Genomic DNA, 14,726 nt, shown 5'->3' with positions numbered 1-14,726 from the left:
GCCGAACCCAAGGATCCTTTCAACGAGATTGATTTCGGGTCGTACTTTCAGGACTACCTTGATCCGGGCTACCGCACCCAGCCGGAGTATGAAGACAGCGAGAAGCCCTCATTCGAGAACTTCCTTTCGCAGCCTACGACTTTATCCGATCACCTGGCGTGGCAGCTGGGAGCACTGACGCTGGAGCCGGAGCTGGCCATCGCGGCCGAGTTCATTATCGGCAACCTGGATGAAGACGGATATCTCGCGGCCGGTCACGACGAACTGATCGAGGCGTTCGGCCATTTTGAGGAAAACAAGGAAAAGGCCAAAGAAGTCCTGAGCGAGCAGATCAAGCGCGGCATCGACCTTGTGCAGCATCTCGATCCGGCAGGCGTTGCGTCAGCCGATCTGCGCGAGTGCCTGCTGATCCAGATTGCGGCGCAACAGGCAGAGCTGAGTAAGGTATACGCGCACGATGATGAAAATGGAGAAGTGGATCCTCACCGGAGCCTGAAGGCGGAGGCGGAGGCGAAGCTCGGAGAACGCCGGCGGTCGATGGAAGTGGCCATGCAGATTGTGCACGACCATCTTCAACTGCTGCAGAAGCGGGATGTGAAGGACCTGGCGAAGTCGCTGCACCTGACACCGGAAGAGGTGCATGCAGGCGTGGAGTTCATTCGCACGCTCGAACCTCGGCCGGGCAGGCTCTACAACCGGGAGCAGACTCGCCTGATCGAACCGGACGTGGTGTTTACCAAGCGAGGCGGGGAGTGGGTAGTCTCGATGAACGAAGAGGACCTGCCCAGCCTGCGCTTGAGCGCGCGGTACCGGCGCATGCTGGTGGCTGAGGGCACCGAGAAGGAAGTCAAGGAATACGTGAAAGAGCGCTTCCGCTCCGCAATGCAGTTGATGCGCAACATAGCGCAACGCAAGAGCACGATTCTGCGGACCTGCGAAGTGATTGTGCGGCGGCAGCAGGATTTTCTCGACCAGGGAATCGAAGCGCTGCGGCCAATGATGATCAAAGAGGTGGCTGAGGAGATTGGCGTTCACCCGTCAACAGTGAGCCGGGCCGTGGCCAACAAGTATGCCCACACCCCCCAGGGCGTGATTGAGCTCAGGTTTTTCTTCTCAGAGGGATCGAATGGGCCCGAAGGGGCCGATACGCCTTTGCTGCTGCTGAAGCGCAAAGTGCGCAAGCTGATTGACGACGAGGATGCGCGCCATCCCCTGACCGACGACCAGCTTGCCGCGATGTTGCAGCAACAGGGCATCCAGTTGACCCGGCGCACGGTGGCAAAGTACCGCGAAGATATGAATATTCCCTCCACGCACCAGCGCAGGCAACGCGACGCCTAAGGTCAAATGGCAGTTGCTGATTCTGGAAGAGCCCAATTTCCCTGGGCCGCACTATTTCCCCGTATAGAGAATATCTAAAAGCGTCCAGTCGTCCTGTGCTTCGCTGGAAGCCTGAATCCTGGCGCAATGCTCGATGACCGCTTCGAGGCTGGGCAGGTGAGCCAGGCCTGCAAGGCCATCAATCCCGATCTGCTGGCCTGTTTTGTCTTCAATTTCCGTAATACCGTCGGTCGTCAACAGGATTCGGTCGCCTGGTTGAAGCGTCACTTGAGACGCGGCGTAGGTTGCTTCGGCAATGATACCGACGATCAGGTTCGCATCCTCGAGGTATTGTGTTCCGGTGGACGTGACGAGCAGGGGCGGAATGTGTCCGCAATTCATGTACTCGACACACCCGCTGGGGAACACTTTGAGCGCGATCATGGTGGCGTATTTGCCCACCTGACGTGTGCATAGGAACCGATTCACGAGGTCCGCAATCTCAGGCAGAGACTGGCCGGTGAGCATCAGCGCGTGGATAATGCCCTGCAACGTTGCGGCGACGATCGACGCCGGTACGCCTTTACCCGAGACATCGGCGATGACGACGCAAATGCAATCGTCCAGCACGATGACGTCGTAGAAGTCTCCGCCGATGGCGTGGCAGGGAAGACTGCGGGCGCGAAGTTCGGCATATTCAATGCGCGGCATCGTGATTGCCATCAAACCCGAATGGATCGAGGCGGCGACTGCCAATTCATCCGCAGCCTGGCGGGCCTTGAGTTCGGTCTTGGCCAGCAGCGCGTTGTGGAGGAGTGTGGAGGCCTCGTTGGCAAGCGTATCGAGTACCTGGTGATCGATCTCGCTGAGGCTGCCTGCGCCAATCTGGCTATCGAGGTAGAGCATGCCCAGCAGCCGATTCGGTTCGGCGGGCGAGATGTGCTTGCGCAGCGGAATGCAGTAGATGCTGCGAATGGAGTTGGCCAGGACGCTCGCCCAGCCGGAAGCACTATCGTCGGCTAGGGTGTCGCTGAGAAAGAATTTGGAGTCGCTCTCGATTGCCTTCTGCATGGCGCGGCGCGAGACCGACGGGTCTTCTTCAACCGTGCTCCCATCGGAACGGAGTCCAAGGGCAAGGCGCATTTCTTCGCCTTCGAGCAGGTACACAAAGCCTCGCTCAACCCCGGTGAGTTGAAGAGACAGTTGGAGCAGTGCGTGGAAGATGTCGGTGATGGCGCCGCCGGCGTTGAGCTGGCGTGCGGCATTCAGCAGAAAGCTGAGCTTCTCAATCTCCCGCGCGGGCTGAGGGATGTTCCTGTCAGTAGGTGCGAAAACGGAAAGCGCGGAAAGGAGATCGGATGCGAGGCCGCTGGAACTGACATTGACAGTGCTGGATGGCTGCAGAAAGCGGAAAGCAGCAGCATTCAGAGATCCAAACTGGAGGCAATCGCCGGACTTGAGCTTGGCACGCTCGATGCGATTGCCGTTGAGAAAGGTGCCATGCGAACTATTCTGATCGACGACCTCAAAGTGGCCGTTCTGCCGGGTGATGATCGCGTGACGACGGGAAACATAGGCCTCCTTGAGTACGAGGTCCTGACCGGGCGCTCGGCCAATGGAGGTGTTCTCCCCCGCGATCGTGAAAAGGTGTTCGCCATCGAGGTCGGCGTACTTGAGGGTAGGCGCAGTAGACGCAGGAGCCATCGAGCACATTCTATTCTGCCTATGGCAAAAAGAGCGAAGCGAAAATTGCGTGGCCTGAAAATCAGCTCAGGATTGCAGGGCCAAGTCGATGGTGACGATGTCGACAAGACCCTTGCAACCGAAGAGGGCCGGCAGGACGCTTTGGGGTGGATGAGCGCGACGAAGGTCGGCGACCTTCTCAGTGCCGGCGCGATAGGCGGACAAGTACATTCGGCCCATCAACGGATGGCGGCCCCAGGCGCCGGAGAGCTTGTCGGCGCGTTCTTCCGTCACCAGAAAGTCGCGCCGAAGGGTCGTCTTGATTTCGGATTGTTCGCGATTCTCGCCCCAGGTGAGATAGGACGATTGATTCTTTGCGTCATCCTGCAGCAGCGCCAGGAGAACGCCTATTTGCAGGTCATCGTCGGGAAGCTGATCGATTTCGGTGACTCCGTGGGCGATGAGAATGGCGTTGTTGGCAATGCCCTCAAACAGCGTGGCGGCGCGTGTATTCATGGTCAGGACGGTGGCCTCGAAGCCTGCCTTGCCGCGAACGTAGAGGTTCTGCAGATACGCGAACGTGGTGACATGGCCGGGAACGACTTCGTGACTGACGAGCTGCTCAAACTCGGGATAGGACATCTGAAGCGACGCGTTGATCTCGTAGGTGGCTTCATATTGCGGTGATCTATCCGGGTTGCGCGCGCGGCCCAGGTAATTCATGGAACCGGAGAACCATGCGTCCTTGATCGGCAGGAATTCAATGTTGGCGCGAGGAACGGCTGCGAGTTCATGAGGAAGATGTGGCTGTAAATTACGAGCGCTGAGTAGATCGAAGAGGGCGATGGCGGCTGCTCCCACACCCCTGACCGAGGCCATGGGTACGACGCGGTCGCGGCGCCAGGCATCAACGGCTCCAAGAAGGCCATCCCCGGTCGAGATTGAATAGCCGCCGTGTTCTAGCAGTTCGGCTACGCGATCGCGCTTCGATACGGGCCGGGATAGCTCGGGCGGCTTGCCGGTAGAAGCTTCGACGGCGCGCTCGTAGGGAACGGGGTCGCCTTTGCCAAGGACTTCGAGGGCGAGCTCGAGCATGACCTGCAGGGAATCGGCGAGGCCGGCGAGATAGGCACGGCGGAGCGGGTCGGTGCTTAGGCTTTCTGCGCGGATGCCGGCGATAGCGGCAGGCAGATTCAGATCACCCAGATAGCTGTCGATGATATCGGGGTCAAGGCCCTTGCCGGAGACGCCGCCAGCTTGGCGCAGGTGATGAGCAGCTTTGTGGGTATAAGCGCGCGGAAGCGGCTCATCCGAAAACCACGAATCAGCGATGAAGCGGCCGGTGCCGGAGGCGCACATAACGTCGCCGCCCCAGAGTGTATCGACGCCAAGGACTGCCTCGGCTACAAAATGATCAAGCTGATTCATCGGCCTTCTCCTTTTTCAGCGAGCCATACCAGATATAGAAGCACAGGGCGATGAAGACCAGCGCCGACACGGATTGCGAGACAGCGTTGTTGCCATAGAACGGCGTCCTGATGAGATCTTCGCGGAACCACGGGAAGAGTCGCAGAGCCGCGCCGATGACACCGCCAAGTGCGCCGCCGGCCATCAGTCCTGAGGCAATGATGACTCCGCGTTCGCGGATGCTTTTGCCAGACTCGCCACCGGCTTTTTCAGAACGCTTGTTAAGGAAGTGCGAGAGGAATCCGCCGACCAGTGCCGGAGTGTTGAGTTCGAGGGGGAGATACATGCCGAGTGCGAAGATAAGCGATGGCTGGCCAAGCATCTCAAGAATCAGCGTTACCATCGCGCCAACGCCAAAGAGCATGTAAGCGATAGGCTGATGGCTCATGAATCCTTGTACAAGCGCCTTCATGATGGAGGCTTGCGGCGAGGCGAGTACGGGACGCACATCGCCGGGGAGAGATTCGCCGAACTGGAAGGCATGGGCAAGCATCCCGATTGTCAGGCCCACAGCGATGGCGCTGGCGATGACGCCGAGGAATTTCACTTTTTCCTGCGCGCCCGGTGTCGAGCCGAGCCAGTATCCGGCTTTGAGATCCGTGATGGTCTGGCCGGAGATGGAGAGTGCAGTGCAGACCATTCCGGCGATGGCCATCACGAAAAACATGCCCGCTGTTCCAGAAACACCAAAGCGAAGAAGGACGGCCGAAGAAATGATGATGGTGAGCATCGTCATGCCCGACACCGGATTACGTGCGATGGTAGCGATGGCATTAGCGGCTACGGATGTAAAGAAGAAAGAGAAGAGCAGCGTCATTCCGAGGCCGACAACAACGACTGTCCATGAGACGGGAAGACGGCCGAAGAAAACGGCTATCGCGACGGCGGTGATGATGATGCCGAGGAGGATCCCGATCATGGGCACATCACGATCAGTGCGCGGCGGATGGGCGACCTCCCCGTGGCGAAAAACGCGGAATGCGATGCCGAAGGATCCCGCGACGACGCGGAGCGACTTGACGATGCCGATAATGCCCGCCGTGGCGATGGCGCCGACGCCGATGAAACGGACGTAGTTGCGATAGATATCGACGGCGGTCATCTGCGAAATTGGAAGTGTACCGGGGTAAACGGCCACCACAACGTGGCTGCCGATGAACCAGATCAGCGGCACCAATACAAGATTGGAAAGAACGCCGCCAGCGCAAAGGATCATCGAGCTGCGCAATCCCATTACGTATCCGAGGCCGAGAATGAATGCAATCGCGTCGAACTTGAAGACCATGCGCGCGCGGTCGGCAAGCGAGTGCATGATGGGCACGAATTGGAAGTCGACGTATTCTTTCCAGATCTGAAACGTGGTGACGAAGAGGTCGTAGATACCGGCAATGGCGGTGGCCTGGAGCAGAAGACGCGCCTGCGATCCGCCTTTTTCGCCTGTAACCAGAACCTCTGTAATCGCCGTGGCTTCAGGGTAGGGAAGCAAGCCGTGCATGTCGCGCACAAAATAGCGCCGCAAAGGGATGAGGAAGAGAACGCCGAGGCACCCGCCTGCGAGGCAGATGAAGATGGTCTGCACGGGGTGCGGATCGAGATTGAGGATGTAGAGCGCGGGAAGGGTGAATATGGCGCCCGCCACCACGCCTCCCGCGGCGCCGGCGATGCCGGTGATAATGACGTTCTCAAGTAATGTGGAGCGGCGCCGGTAAATGCGCGCGAGGCCGATGGCAAGGATGGAGGTGGGAATTGCCGCCTCCATTACCTGGCCGACTTTGAGGCCGGAGTAAGCCGACGCAACGGTAAAGATGACGCAGAAGACAACGCCCCAGAAGAGGGAACGAGCCGTGAGTTCGGGCTCGGCTGCATGTGCCGGGACAATGGGCAGATATTCTTCACCGGGCTGGAGTGGGCGATAGGCGGTCTCGGGCAGGGACTTCGTTTCTAACTCTGTCGCTATCATCGCAAGGATGATAGCGCTGAGGGGCTAGATTGGCGCTGTGACGCGCGTGGTAGCCGAGGCTGGGGTTCAGACTATAGACTTACCAACTTTTATCGATCAGGCGTCAAGGGGGAGGGCTCGATTGGCGGTCGGATGCCGCAGTGAATGCGACCGAGGCGACACTTTGTTCTGACTCTGTGCTGTGTGTCCTTGAAACCTCGCCGGGAGGACGTCCGGAATCGTAGAATTCCTCAAGAGGCGGGTTGCAGGGCGTTTCACGCTCCCGGCGGAATGCTATACAATCCGATTCTCGCCAGCGTGCTTGCTGCGCTGGGGAGCAAAGAGCGGAGGCTGACCATGGAAGTGGAGTTCACCGCAAGGCAAGTTAGCGTTCCCAAGTCCGTGCGTTCTCAAGCCGAAGAAGGGTTGGAACGGGTAGCCCGAATCCTGGGCAGGACCGCGCGCGCCAGCATTACCTTTCGTGCGCAACGACATCTGCAGATTGCAGAATTAACCATCAAGGCAAGGGTGCAAACGATTGAAGCTGCCGGCAAGGCCGATACCATTGAGGCGGCATTGCGCATTGCCATTCAGCACGCTGAAAACCAGGCGCTGAGGTATCGTGATCGCCAGTTTGAGCGCAAGCGGCTGCCCAAACTGGACAAGGAGTTGACTGCGCCGCCCGTGGCGCATCCGAAGCGCGGAGCGCAGCCTGAGGGGCTGGCGGAAAACGGCAAGCTGACCCGCGCGAAAGTAAAGACCTCGATCGCCGTGCACTCGTTCCCGGCCAGCACCGCCATCGTAGAACCGCATATCATGACTAGCGGCGAAGCGATCGCCGTGAAACCAATGACAATCGAGGAAGCTGTCAAGGACGCCGAATTCCGCGATCGCGATTTGCTCATCTTTCGAAACCGGGTTGGGGACTTGTATGTATTGCATCGCCGGCGCGATGGGCAGATGGAGCTGGTCGAGATTCCGTGATCGCGGAAATGTAACCATCGTTTAACAGTTGAGAAAACTGCGGATTGGTTGTGTGCACTGTTGGGTGTAGGATGAGCGCATGGTTCCTCCTCATCCGACCTCCGGTGTGCGCAGCCGTCGATCGACGGAAAAGGGAAGAGCGGCGAAAACTGCAACCAAGGAATTGGTCATCCTTACCGGGATCTCCGGCGCGGGTAAGGCCTCCGCGCTCAAGACGTTTGAAGATCTCGGCTACCAGGCGGTGGACAACCTCCCGCTCGAACTGATGCCGGAGTTTGCAGGCCTGGTGGGAAAATCAAAGGAAATCGAGCGTGCGGCGATTGTGGTCGATGTTCGCGAGGGTCAAGCGCTCGATCGATTGCCCGAGATTATCAAGCAGGTGAAACGCGTATTGCCCACGCGTGTGGTTTTTCTTGATGCGCAGGATTCGGTGCTGGTGCGGCGCTACTCCGAGACACGCAGGCCTCACCCTCTGAAGCGCTCGGAGACCGTGTCGCGTTCGATTGTGGAAGAACGGCAGATGCTCGATTCCATTCGCAACGTTGCCGACACCCTGATCGATACGTCCCGGTTTAACGTGCACGAACTGCGTGCGGAGATTCAGAAGCGCTTCGGTCATGAGGATCAAGGCAAGTCTCTGCTGGTCTCGTGCCTGAGCTTCGGATTCAAGAACGGCGTGCCCTTGGATGCGGACCTGGTATTCGACGTGCGCTTCCTGCCCAATCCGCACTTCGTTCCGGAGTTTCACGACAAGACAGGGCTCGATCCGAAGGTGGCCGCGTACGTGAGGGGTTTTCCGCAGACCGAAGAATTTCTCGGCAAAGTTACGGATTTGATGCTCTACTTGATGCCGCATTACGTGAAGGAAGGGAAGAGTTATCTTACCGTGGCCTTCGGCTGCACCGGCGGACAGCACCGCAGCGTCATGATGGCTGAGGAGATGACGAAACGCCTTTCGAAGGCGGGCTTCGAGGTGAAGGCTGTACACCGCGACATGCCGCGCTGATCTAGTGTGCAGGCGTCGGCAACCGGTCGATCCAACGACTTAAGGCGGACATGAATTGCTCAGGCTCATCGGGCGAGTCAGTGAGCCAGACCAGGCTCTTGCGCGCCGGTACCTTCTCGTAGGCTTCAGGTTTGTCCTGTTCCAGTTCGGTGCTGCGCTCGGGTATCCAATAAAACCATAGGGAAGGAATCAGCACATTGCTTGCGGCGATCGGCGACTGCCAGCGGTCCCTCACCAGCAGATGCGCCGGAACGAGCCGAGCACGCGCATCGTTGAAGATGGCTGCGGTTGGAGATTCGAGCGGCGCTTCGAGCACCACGCCGGCAAGGTCTGCATGTGCCGAGGCGACCTCAAGCGCCAGATTCGCGCCCAGGTCTCTTCCGACGAGAACGATTGCGCTGGCCGGGATGTGGCGGGTTCCTGTCAGATAGGCGAGGGCGGAGTCAGCATCTTCGCGCCAGCGCGTCTGGCTGGGATGAGCGAAGTGACTTTGCCCGTAACCGCGATAGTCGAAGGCAAAGACGTTCAAGCCCGCCGTGTGGAGGCGGGAAAGCGCGTTGAGGGAGTCGCCCAGGTTGCCGTCGGCGCCGTGGAGGTAAACGGCGGTAAACCGCGCTTGCGATGATGCCGGAATCCACCAGCCGCGCAATTGCGGTTCGCCGGCAGCGTTGGCGGCAAAGCCAATTGACTCGAATGGAAGATTCACGCTGGCGGGAGTGCGAGTCACGGCAGAGGCTGGGTGATAGAGCAATTGCCAGCTGCCCTGCCAAAAAAGGATGCACAACGTACCCCACGCGCAAAGCAGCGCGGCCGCAATGGCGGTGGCTCCAGCGCTGAGCAGCCATTTGCCCGAGACTGTCGGCAGTTCGGAGGCACTGTTTAAACCGCGCCCGGGAGCGGTTCGTGCTGGAGAGGACGCGCGGGCCTTTCCGGATGACTTCGCTTTCTTCATCTTTCCTTGCCTACGAGTAGCGCCACACATTTATGCTAATTGGGCTGCCGCAGTTACGGCGAGGCGATCAGCTGCAAGGGGAGAATCATCATGTCAGAGTTTGTGCGGATCTGTGCTCAGGGCGAGCTGCCGGCGGCAGGCAGTGTGAAGGAATTCACGATTTCAGGGCGAGCGCTGTGCGTCGCCAACGTGGACGGAGCGATCTGCGTGCTCGATGGGACTTGTCCGCATGAGGGTGGGCCATTGGGCGAAGGATCGATCGAAGGCGGAAAGGTCGTTTGTCCATGGCACGAGTATGCCTTTGATGTGCACACCGGTGCTAATGAGGAAGACCCCGATGTGAACGCCGAGGTGGTTGAAGCCAAGATCGAAGATGGGGAGCTGCGCGCAAAGTTGTAACGTGCGATACGCTGAGCATTCAGCCAATGACGCAGCAGCGGAAACGGCTTAAGATTTCTTGGCTGGGACCTTCTTTCCTTCCTTGCGTGCTTTTGAAAGGCCGATGGCGATTGCCTGTTTCGGATTTGTGACCTTCTTGCCGCTGCGGCCAGATTTCAATTTGCCCTTCTTCATCTCGCGCATTTCGGTTTCTACGTTCTTGCCTGAGGATGGAGAGTATTTGCGGCCAGATGATTTTTTTGAGCTGGATTTCTTTGCGGTGGATTTCTTTTTAGTTGCCTTCTTTGTTGCCATAACTATCCTCCTTGGAGGTCAGATGGCTGCACTCTTGGGGCAAGTTGTATGCAGGGTATTCGTTGTCGGTGACGTGCTCCGTTGAGGTTTGCTCGGCGCTAGACGACGCGTCGTACGCCGGGAATGCGCACCAGTGGATCCGCGATGAGCCACGTTGCAATGCATGTGAGAGATCCAGTGACCGCGAACTTGAGGAGTGCGGGCGCGACAAATGGATGCAGCAGAAGAGCGATGCCAACCAGCACCGGCGGATGGATAATGTAGACCGCGTATGCACGTCGATTGAGCCATGACCAAAACTGCGATGGCTTATTCATGCAGGCGCGCGCAACCAATAGCCATGCGGCGATGAGGCCCCATGCGACAAATGGATCCCAGAGGGCGTAGAAGATTGCGGGCCACGTAAGACCGCCGCTAAAGTTTGCTTTGCCGGGACCGAAAACGCGCATCGAGATAATGATGCTGAGGGGCAGCAGCGGCCATGCGGCGATGAGCGTGATGACCCAGGGCCGCGCGTTCTTCCAAGAAAAATGGCGAAGCCAGTCGTAGCGCCACGCTGCAATACCGATGGCGAAGAGGAATACGTATGGCGCAAAATAGCCGAGCTGCATGCCAAGGACGTTCTTGCCTACGGGAACAAATTGACGTATCGCGAGACTGATGACGCCAACGATCAGGGCGCTAATCAGCCAGCGCGCGTAAGAAGGAACCGGCGATGATGTGCGCTGGGATTGTGCAAGCGGCGATCCCGCAATCGCGCGCCATGCGCAGTAGCCGAGGCAAAACATCAGGAGCGCCTGCGCAAACCAGAGCGGGCCGTTGATGATGATGGTGTGATTCCAGAGATACGGAAACACTTTCCAAAAGCCTTTGCCATCGTGGGCGGCGACTATGGCAACTGTGAGTGGGCCCAAAATGAAAATAAACGCGAGAAGCGGTAATCCGAGGCGAAGGAAGCGGTCGCCGAGAAAGCGCGCGTAGCCTTTGCGTTCAAGCGAAGCGGGCGTGAAGTAGCCTGCAAGCAAAAAGAAAAAGCCCATGAAATAGGCCTGGTTGGTGGCGACGAAAAGTGTGAGCAGGATGCTGGAAGCTTTCGCTGATGGATAAAGTTCGTTGTAAAACCAGCCCCCCGATGCGCCGTAGGTGATGGCGGTGTGGTGAAGCAGGACCAGCACGGTCATGACGCTGCGCAGGCGATCGATGTAGAGGTCACGCGGCGGAGCTGCGTGCGAGACTGCGATGGCAGGCTCGGCCGTTTGGACGGGAAGGGAATCCGTGCTTCCGGGCATGACCAATGATACGAAGCGCGGTCCACTTTCGTTCAGATCAAGGCGGTCGTGGTTTCCCACCCATGCCGCGATACAACTGCGTCATGGATGGGGCACCAACATCTGTGTCTGGTTCGGCGAGCTCCCCGGGACTCTGGCTCGAGACCTGGGGCACCCAGGTTTGTAGCGGACGAAGACCGGTCGTCCTGATCAGTACTTGACGATGGCAGTGAATGAGTCGGGCTTCAGGCTGGCGCCGCCGACTAATGCGCCGTCAATCTCTTCCTGACCGCAGAGTGCAGTGGCGTTGTCGGGCTTGACGCTGCCGCCGTAGAGGATGCGCATCTTCGCGGCGACATCGGTTCCGAGAAGCTTTGCCACTTCAGCGCGAATAATTTTGTGCGCCTCGACGGCCATCTCTGGCGTGGCCGTTTTGCCTGTGCCGATGGCCCAGACTGGTTCGTAGGCGATGACGATGGGCGCCGCAGCTTCTGGGGTGATGCCGGCGAAGGCTCCGGTGACCTGCGTTTTGAGCACTTGCCCGGTCTTACCCGCTTCGCGCTCGGCCAGAACTTCACCGACGCAGACGATGGGAACAATGCCGTGCTTGAGCGCGGTGTGCAGCTTCTTGTTGACAATTTCGTCGGTCTCCGCGAAGTACTGTCGGCGCTCGGAGTGGCCGATGAGCGTGTGCGTTCCGCCTACAGCGATGACCTGCCCGACGGAGGTTTCGCCGGTGTAGGCGCCTTCCTCGGCGAAGTGCATGTTCTGACAGCCGACGGCTACGTTAGATCCCTTGGCCGCGGCAACGACCGTGGGCAACAGAACAGGCGATGGAAACAGGGCGATTTCGTCCCGGGTGTGGCCGGCAACGAGCGGTAGAAACGCATCGACAAATGCCTTGGCTTCGGCGGGTGTCTTGTACATCTTCCAATTGGCGGCAATCAGTTTCTTGCGAGACATTTTTGGTTGAGTCCTCAGGTTGATTTTATCGGACGGGAACTGAAGCGCCGGGTGACAGAAAACACAGGGAGCAGGGAATGGGGAATAAGGAACCTGAGTGAATCGAGATGCAACCGTATGGTTGCGTTTGATACCCCCCTCCCATACTCTGTAAGGAACTTGGCTGTTTTCTGAAGGTTGCGGGTGAGGTGTGTCGCCAAAGTCCTCTTGTCATTTAACTTAGCCGCAGAGTCATCATTGCGAAGGACTTAGATGCTGTGACAAGGGAAGTTCCGCATTTGGAAGCTTTTCAGCCCAATTTCTATATTGCGCCAGCGATGCATAATTACCGGCAAAACGGCGGAAGGTTTTTGAGCAACGGAATGAGGGGGTTGCAGGAATTCCGGACGCTGAATGGTTGACCGCTGTGCTCTCCCACCCTTGCTGCCCATAGTGGGAAGCTGGTGCTTCTAGACGGGACAGAAATAGAAGCAGATCCTTCGCGCCGCTTACCCCATGAACGTTGATGCGTTCACAGGGCCCCAAGTATGCGGCGCTCAGAATGACACGGGTAGGATGACTCGGCGATGAGGGCTTGTGCTTTCCAACCCTTGCTGCCCAGAGTGGGAAGCTGGTGCTTCTAGACGGGACAGAAATAGAAGCAGATCCTTCGCGCCGCTTACCCCTTGAACGTTGATGCGTTCACGAGGCCCAAGCATGCGGCGCTCAAGATGACACGGGGTGAGGATGGCTCGCGATGAGGGCTTGTGCTTTCCCACCCTTGCTGCGCAAGGATGGGGCATCCAGCCTGATGCGGATTGATGGGGAGTGAGGGCAGGTCCTGCGACTTCGCTGAGGATGACGGAGCGACTCATACCTGCGGGCTGGATTCGCGGATCACAGTGAGATCGGAAGGCATTTCGCCGTTCAGGAAGGCCTCGCGGTGGTCGGGGTCGCCGAGGTCCATCTTGAAGTGGTACCAGGTGCCATCCTGAAGGATGCCCATGTTCCACGGGCCTGAGACGGATTCGGAGAACTGCCAGACGATGTGAAAGCCTTCTTCGTTGGTGAAGCCTTCATTGTCGGCCTGGAGGATGGAATCGCCGCGCTCCCACAGGTGCGAGCGCAGAGCGTGGAGGGCGTTGCCGCCTTCTTCGGTTTCTGATCCCTGCAGGTGCTGGAAGGCGTAGACGGTTTTGACTTCGGCTAGAAACTCATGGAGCCATGCGACGCCGGTTTCGGGTCTGCAATCCCGGGTTTCTTCGATGAAGTCGGCGATCTCGTCCTGACCGACGGAACCGTCGGCGACGGGATTGCGTTCGAGAACGGCGACCTCGACCTCGTCAGTGCCGGAGAGCAGGAGGGATTCCCATTCTTCTTCGGTTCCCTCTTCGATGGTGAGTTTGTAGTCGGGGTGGTTGGTGCTGATGAAGTCTGCGAGTTCGTCGAAGGGTGGGAACTCTGCGTCTTTGGAAAGGACTCGCGTGTAGTAGGGCATCGGTTTCTCTCGGGTTCGATTTGAGTTTAGTACTTCAGGGGTCGTGGTGAGGTTCGTTGCGACCCTCCGGGACGGATGCGGGGAGCGGAGGAGATGCGACGATGCGAGCGGGGGATCGGAGCGGATGCAGGGGATGGGCAGGCATCCAGCGAGGGCGCCGCAATCAGTCCCCGTCCGTCAGGCGTGGAAGCGCGTGTGCGGATGCAGGTTGCGCACAGTCCGGGCGTTTTTAGACGGACTGGCGAGCGCGCCGGAAACAAAGGCGGCACCCACAATTGCGATCGTCAGCAGCAGGACCGGCAGCACAAAGAGCAAGGTCTCTGCATGCGTGTCGTAGAAGTAAGGGAGAGTTCCGTGAATCTTGTTAATCGTGAGCCAAGCCAGGGCAACGATGATGCCCGTACCGCCAACGGAGAGGAGCGCTATACCGATAGCAATCAGAACCTGACGCGTCATGGGGCTTACCCCCGGAAGATGCCGCTTGCGCTACATCCCGCATCGACACCTCTGTTCCGGTTCAGAATTATGGGCTTGTCTGGGCGGGACAGCAAGTGATGGAGAATACGACTATAACTGCCTGCAAGCTCAAGAGGTTGGGGGAGCAATAGCGCGAATCGAGCGGCGTGTCTGGCTCACCGCTCGATGAGGGCCGGATGCAGGGGAAGAACCTCTTTCTCAGTGGTGCAGCAGGGGTCTAAGCCTGTGGTGCAAATGCTTCCGAGGAGCTTCCAGACTCGCATCCCACGCGCCTACGACCGTGCCGGTCACCAAGGATATGCACACAATCATGATTGTCAGCATGCCAAAGTAGGACTCTGCAGTGGAACGGAAAAGGTGAGCAAGCGGCCCGCTCACCAAAAGCCATGTGGCCAGGCCCAACCCGGCAAGAATTGCGCAGGCCGCAAGGATCTCGATCCGATGTTTCATGGATCGGCCTCCAAGGGAATGCCACTTGCAAATACTGCATTGGCATC

Annotated in this window: 14 protein-coding genes; 4 read left to right on the top strand and 10 right to left on the bottom strand. The window is 58.6% G+C overall.

Going from position 1 to position 14,726, the window contains the following annotated elements:
• Positions 1-1,341 (top strand): RNA polymerase factor sigma-54 (locus tag WA354_RS11575; protein WP_472813168.1); only part of this gene is annotated, 1,341 nt, incomplete at its 5' end.
• A gap of 51 nt (positions 1,342-1,392) precedes the next feature.
• On the opposite strand, the gene WA354_RS11570 is transcribed toward WA354_RS11575, so the two are convergent.
• The 3 genes from WA354_RS11570 to WA354_RS11560 form a co-directional block, all read right to left on the bottom strand.
• A complete protein-coding gene (locus WA354_RS11570) occupies positions 1,393-3,024 on the bottom strand; it encodes a SpoIIE family protein phosphatase (protein ID WP_472813167.1) in 1,632 nt (543 codons plus the stop codon).
• Between the two features lie 66 nt (positions 3,025-3,090).
• Positions 3,091-4,431, bottom strand: a complete 1,341-nt coding sequence (locus WA354_RS11565) for a hypothetical protein (protein ID WP_472813166.1) — start codon at positions 4,429-4,431, stop codon at positions 3,091-3,093.
• The gene (locus WA354_RS11560; protein WP_472813165.1) at positions 4,418-6,430 is read right to left on the bottom strand and encodes an OPT family oligopeptide transporter; all 2,013 of its coding nucleotides are present in this window, start codon (positions 6,428-6,430) and stop codon (positions 4,418-4,420) included. Before WA354_RS11560 ends, WA354_RS11565 begins: the two co-directional genes overlap by 14 nt.
• A gap of 270 nt (positions 6,431-6,700) precedes the next feature.
• Here WA354_RS11560 and WA354_RS11555 point away from each other — a divergent pair, with 270 nt between their 5' ends.
• Complete coding sequence (locus WA354_RS11555) at positions 6,701-7,393, top strand: HPF/RaiA family ribosome-associated protein (RefSeq protein ID WP_472813164.1); 693 nt, start codon at positions 6,701-6,703, stop codon at positions 7,391-7,393.
• Positions 7,394-7,472: 79 nt separating this feature from the next.
• Complete coding sequence (rapZ, locus tag WA354_RS11550; RefSeq protein WP_472813163.1) at positions 7,473-8,399, top strand: RNase adapter RapZ; 927 nt, start codon at positions 7,473-7,475, stop codon at positions 8,397-8,399.
• A 1-nt stretch (position 8,400) separates the two neighbouring features.
• Here the strand turns inward: rapZ and WA354_RS11545 are convergent, their stop codons facing one another.
• Positions 8,401-9,351, bottom strand: coding sequence for an alpha/beta hydrolase (locus WA354_RS11545; protein WP_472813162.1), 951 nt, complete (start codon positions 9,349-9,351; stop codon positions 8,401-8,403).
• A gap of 90 nt (positions 9,352-9,441) precedes the next feature.
• On the opposite strand from WA354_RS11545, the gene WA354_RS11540 reads away from it, so the two are divergent.
• The gene (locus tag WA354_RS11540; protein ID WP_472813161.1) at positions 9,442-9,750 is read left to right on the top strand and encodes a Rieske (2Fe-2S) protein; all 309 of its coding nucleotides are present in this window, start codon (positions 9,442-9,444) and stop codon (positions 9,748-9,750) included.
• 48 nt (positions 9,751-9,798) lie between these two features.
• Here WA354_RS11540 and WA354_RS11535 read toward each other — a convergent pair whose 3' ends face one another.
• The 6 genes from WA354_RS11535 to WA354_RS11510 all read right to left on the bottom strand — a co-directional run bounded on the left by WA354_RS11535 (position 9,799) and on the right by WA354_RS11510 (position 14,679).
• Positions 9,799-9,924 carry a DUF6496 domain-containing protein gene (locus tag WA354_RS11535; RefSeq protein ID WP_472813169.1) on the bottom strand — a complete coding sequence of 42 codons (126 nt, stop codon included), beginning with the start codon at positions 9,922-9,924 and terminating at the stop codon, positions 9,799-9,801.
• Positions 9,925-10,142: 218 nt separating this feature from the next.
• Entirely contained in the window at positions 10,143-11,333 is a 1,191-nt protein-coding gene (locus WA354_RS11530; RefSeq protein WP_472813160.1) for an acyltransferase family protein, read from the bottom strand.
• Positions 11,334-11,522: 189 nt separating this feature from the next.
• Positions 11,523-12,275 (bottom strand): triose-phosphate isomerase, encoded by a 753-nt coding sequence (gene tpiA / locus WA354_RS11525; RefSeq protein WP_472813159.1) that lies wholly within the window; start codon positions 12,273-12,275, stop codon positions 11,523-11,525.
• An 850-nt stretch (positions 12,276-13,125) separates the two neighbouring features.
• On the bottom strand, positions 13,126-13,752 hold the full coding sequence (locus tag WA354_RS11520) for a hypothetical protein (protein WP_472813158.1): 627 nt from the start codon (positions 13,750-13,752) through the stop codon (positions 13,126-13,128).
• Positions 13,753-13,929: 177 nt separating this feature from the next.
• On the bottom strand, positions 13,930-14,208 hold the full coding sequence (locus WA354_RS11515) for a hypothetical protein (protein ID WP_472813157.1): 279 nt from the start codon (positions 14,206-14,208) through the stop codon (positions 13,930-13,932).
• 219 nt (positions 14,209-14,427) lie between these two features.
• Entirely contained in the window at positions 14,428-14,679 is a 252-nt protein-coding gene (locus WA354_RS11510; protein ID WP_472813156.1) for a hypothetical protein, read from the bottom strand.
• Between the last annotated feature and the right edge of the window lie 47 nt (positions 14,680-14,726).

It is taken from the genome of Occallatibacter sp. (assembly GCF_049802275.1).
Taxonomy (GTDB): Bacteria; Acidobacteriota; Terriglobia; order Terriglobales; family Acidobacteriaceae; genus Telmatobacter.
Note: the sequence above shows the minus strand (reverse complement) of the source record. Positions and strands in the feature narration are given on the sequence as shown.

What these genes read in the sequence shown, in the direction of transcription:
- WA354_RS11565 (WP_472813166.1), bottom strand. Translation starts at nt 4,431, where the DNA reads ATGAATCAGCTTGATCATTTTGTAGCCGAGGCAGTCCTTGGCGTCGAT.
- WA354_RS11570 (WP_472813167.1), bottom strand. Translation starts at nt 3,024, where the DNA reads ATGGCTCCTGCGTCTACTGCGCCTACCCTCAAGTACGCCGACCTCGAT.
- tpiA (WP_472813159.1), bottom strand. Translation starts at nt 12,275, where the DNA reads ATGTCTCGCAAGAAACTGATTGCCGCCAATTGGAAGATGTACAAGACA.
- WA354_RS11515 (WP_472813157.1), bottom strand. Translation starts at nt 14,208, where the DNA reads ATGACGCGTCAGGTTCTGATTGCTATCGGTATAGCGCTCCTCTCCGTT.
- WA354_RS11530 (WP_472813160.1), bottom strand. Translation starts at nt 11,333, where the DNA reads ATGCCCGGAAGCACGGATTCCCTTCCCGTCCAAACGGCCGAGCCTGCC.
- WA354_RS11520 (WP_472813158.1), bottom strand. Translation starts at nt 13,752, where the DNA reads ATGCCCTACTACACGCGAGTCCTTTCCAAAGACGCAGAGTTCCCACCC.
- WA354_RS11540 (WP_472813161.1), top strand. Translation starts at nt 9,442, where the DNA reads ATGTCAGAGTTTGTGCGGATCTGTGCTCAGGGCGAGCTGCCGGCGGCA.
- rapZ (WP_472813163.1), top strand. Translation starts at nt 7,473, where the DNA reads ATGGTTCCTCCTCATCCGACCTCCGGTGTGCGCAGCCGTCGATCGACG.
- WA354_RS11545 (WP_472813162.1), bottom strand. Translation starts at nt 9,351, where the DNA reads ATGAAGAAAGCGAAGTCATCCGGAAAGGCCCGCGCGTCCTCTCCAGCA.
- WA354_RS11510 (WP_472813156.1), bottom strand. Translation starts at nt 14,679, where the DNA reads ATGAAACATCGGATCGAGATCCTTGCGGCCTGCGCAATTCTTGCCGGG.
- WA354_RS11535 (WP_472813169.1), bottom strand. Translation starts at nt 9,924, where the DNA reads ATGAAGAAGGGCAAATTGAAATCTGGCCGCAGCGGCAAGAAGGTCACA.
- WA354_RS11560 (WP_472813165.1), bottom strand. Translation starts at nt 6,430, where the DNA reads ATGATAGCGACAGAGTTAGAAACGAAGTCCCTGCCCGAGACCGCCTAT.
- WA354_RS11555 (WP_472813164.1), top strand. Translation starts at nt 6,701, where the DNA reads ATGCTATACAATCCGATTCTCGCCAGCGTGCTTGCTGCGCTGGGGAGC.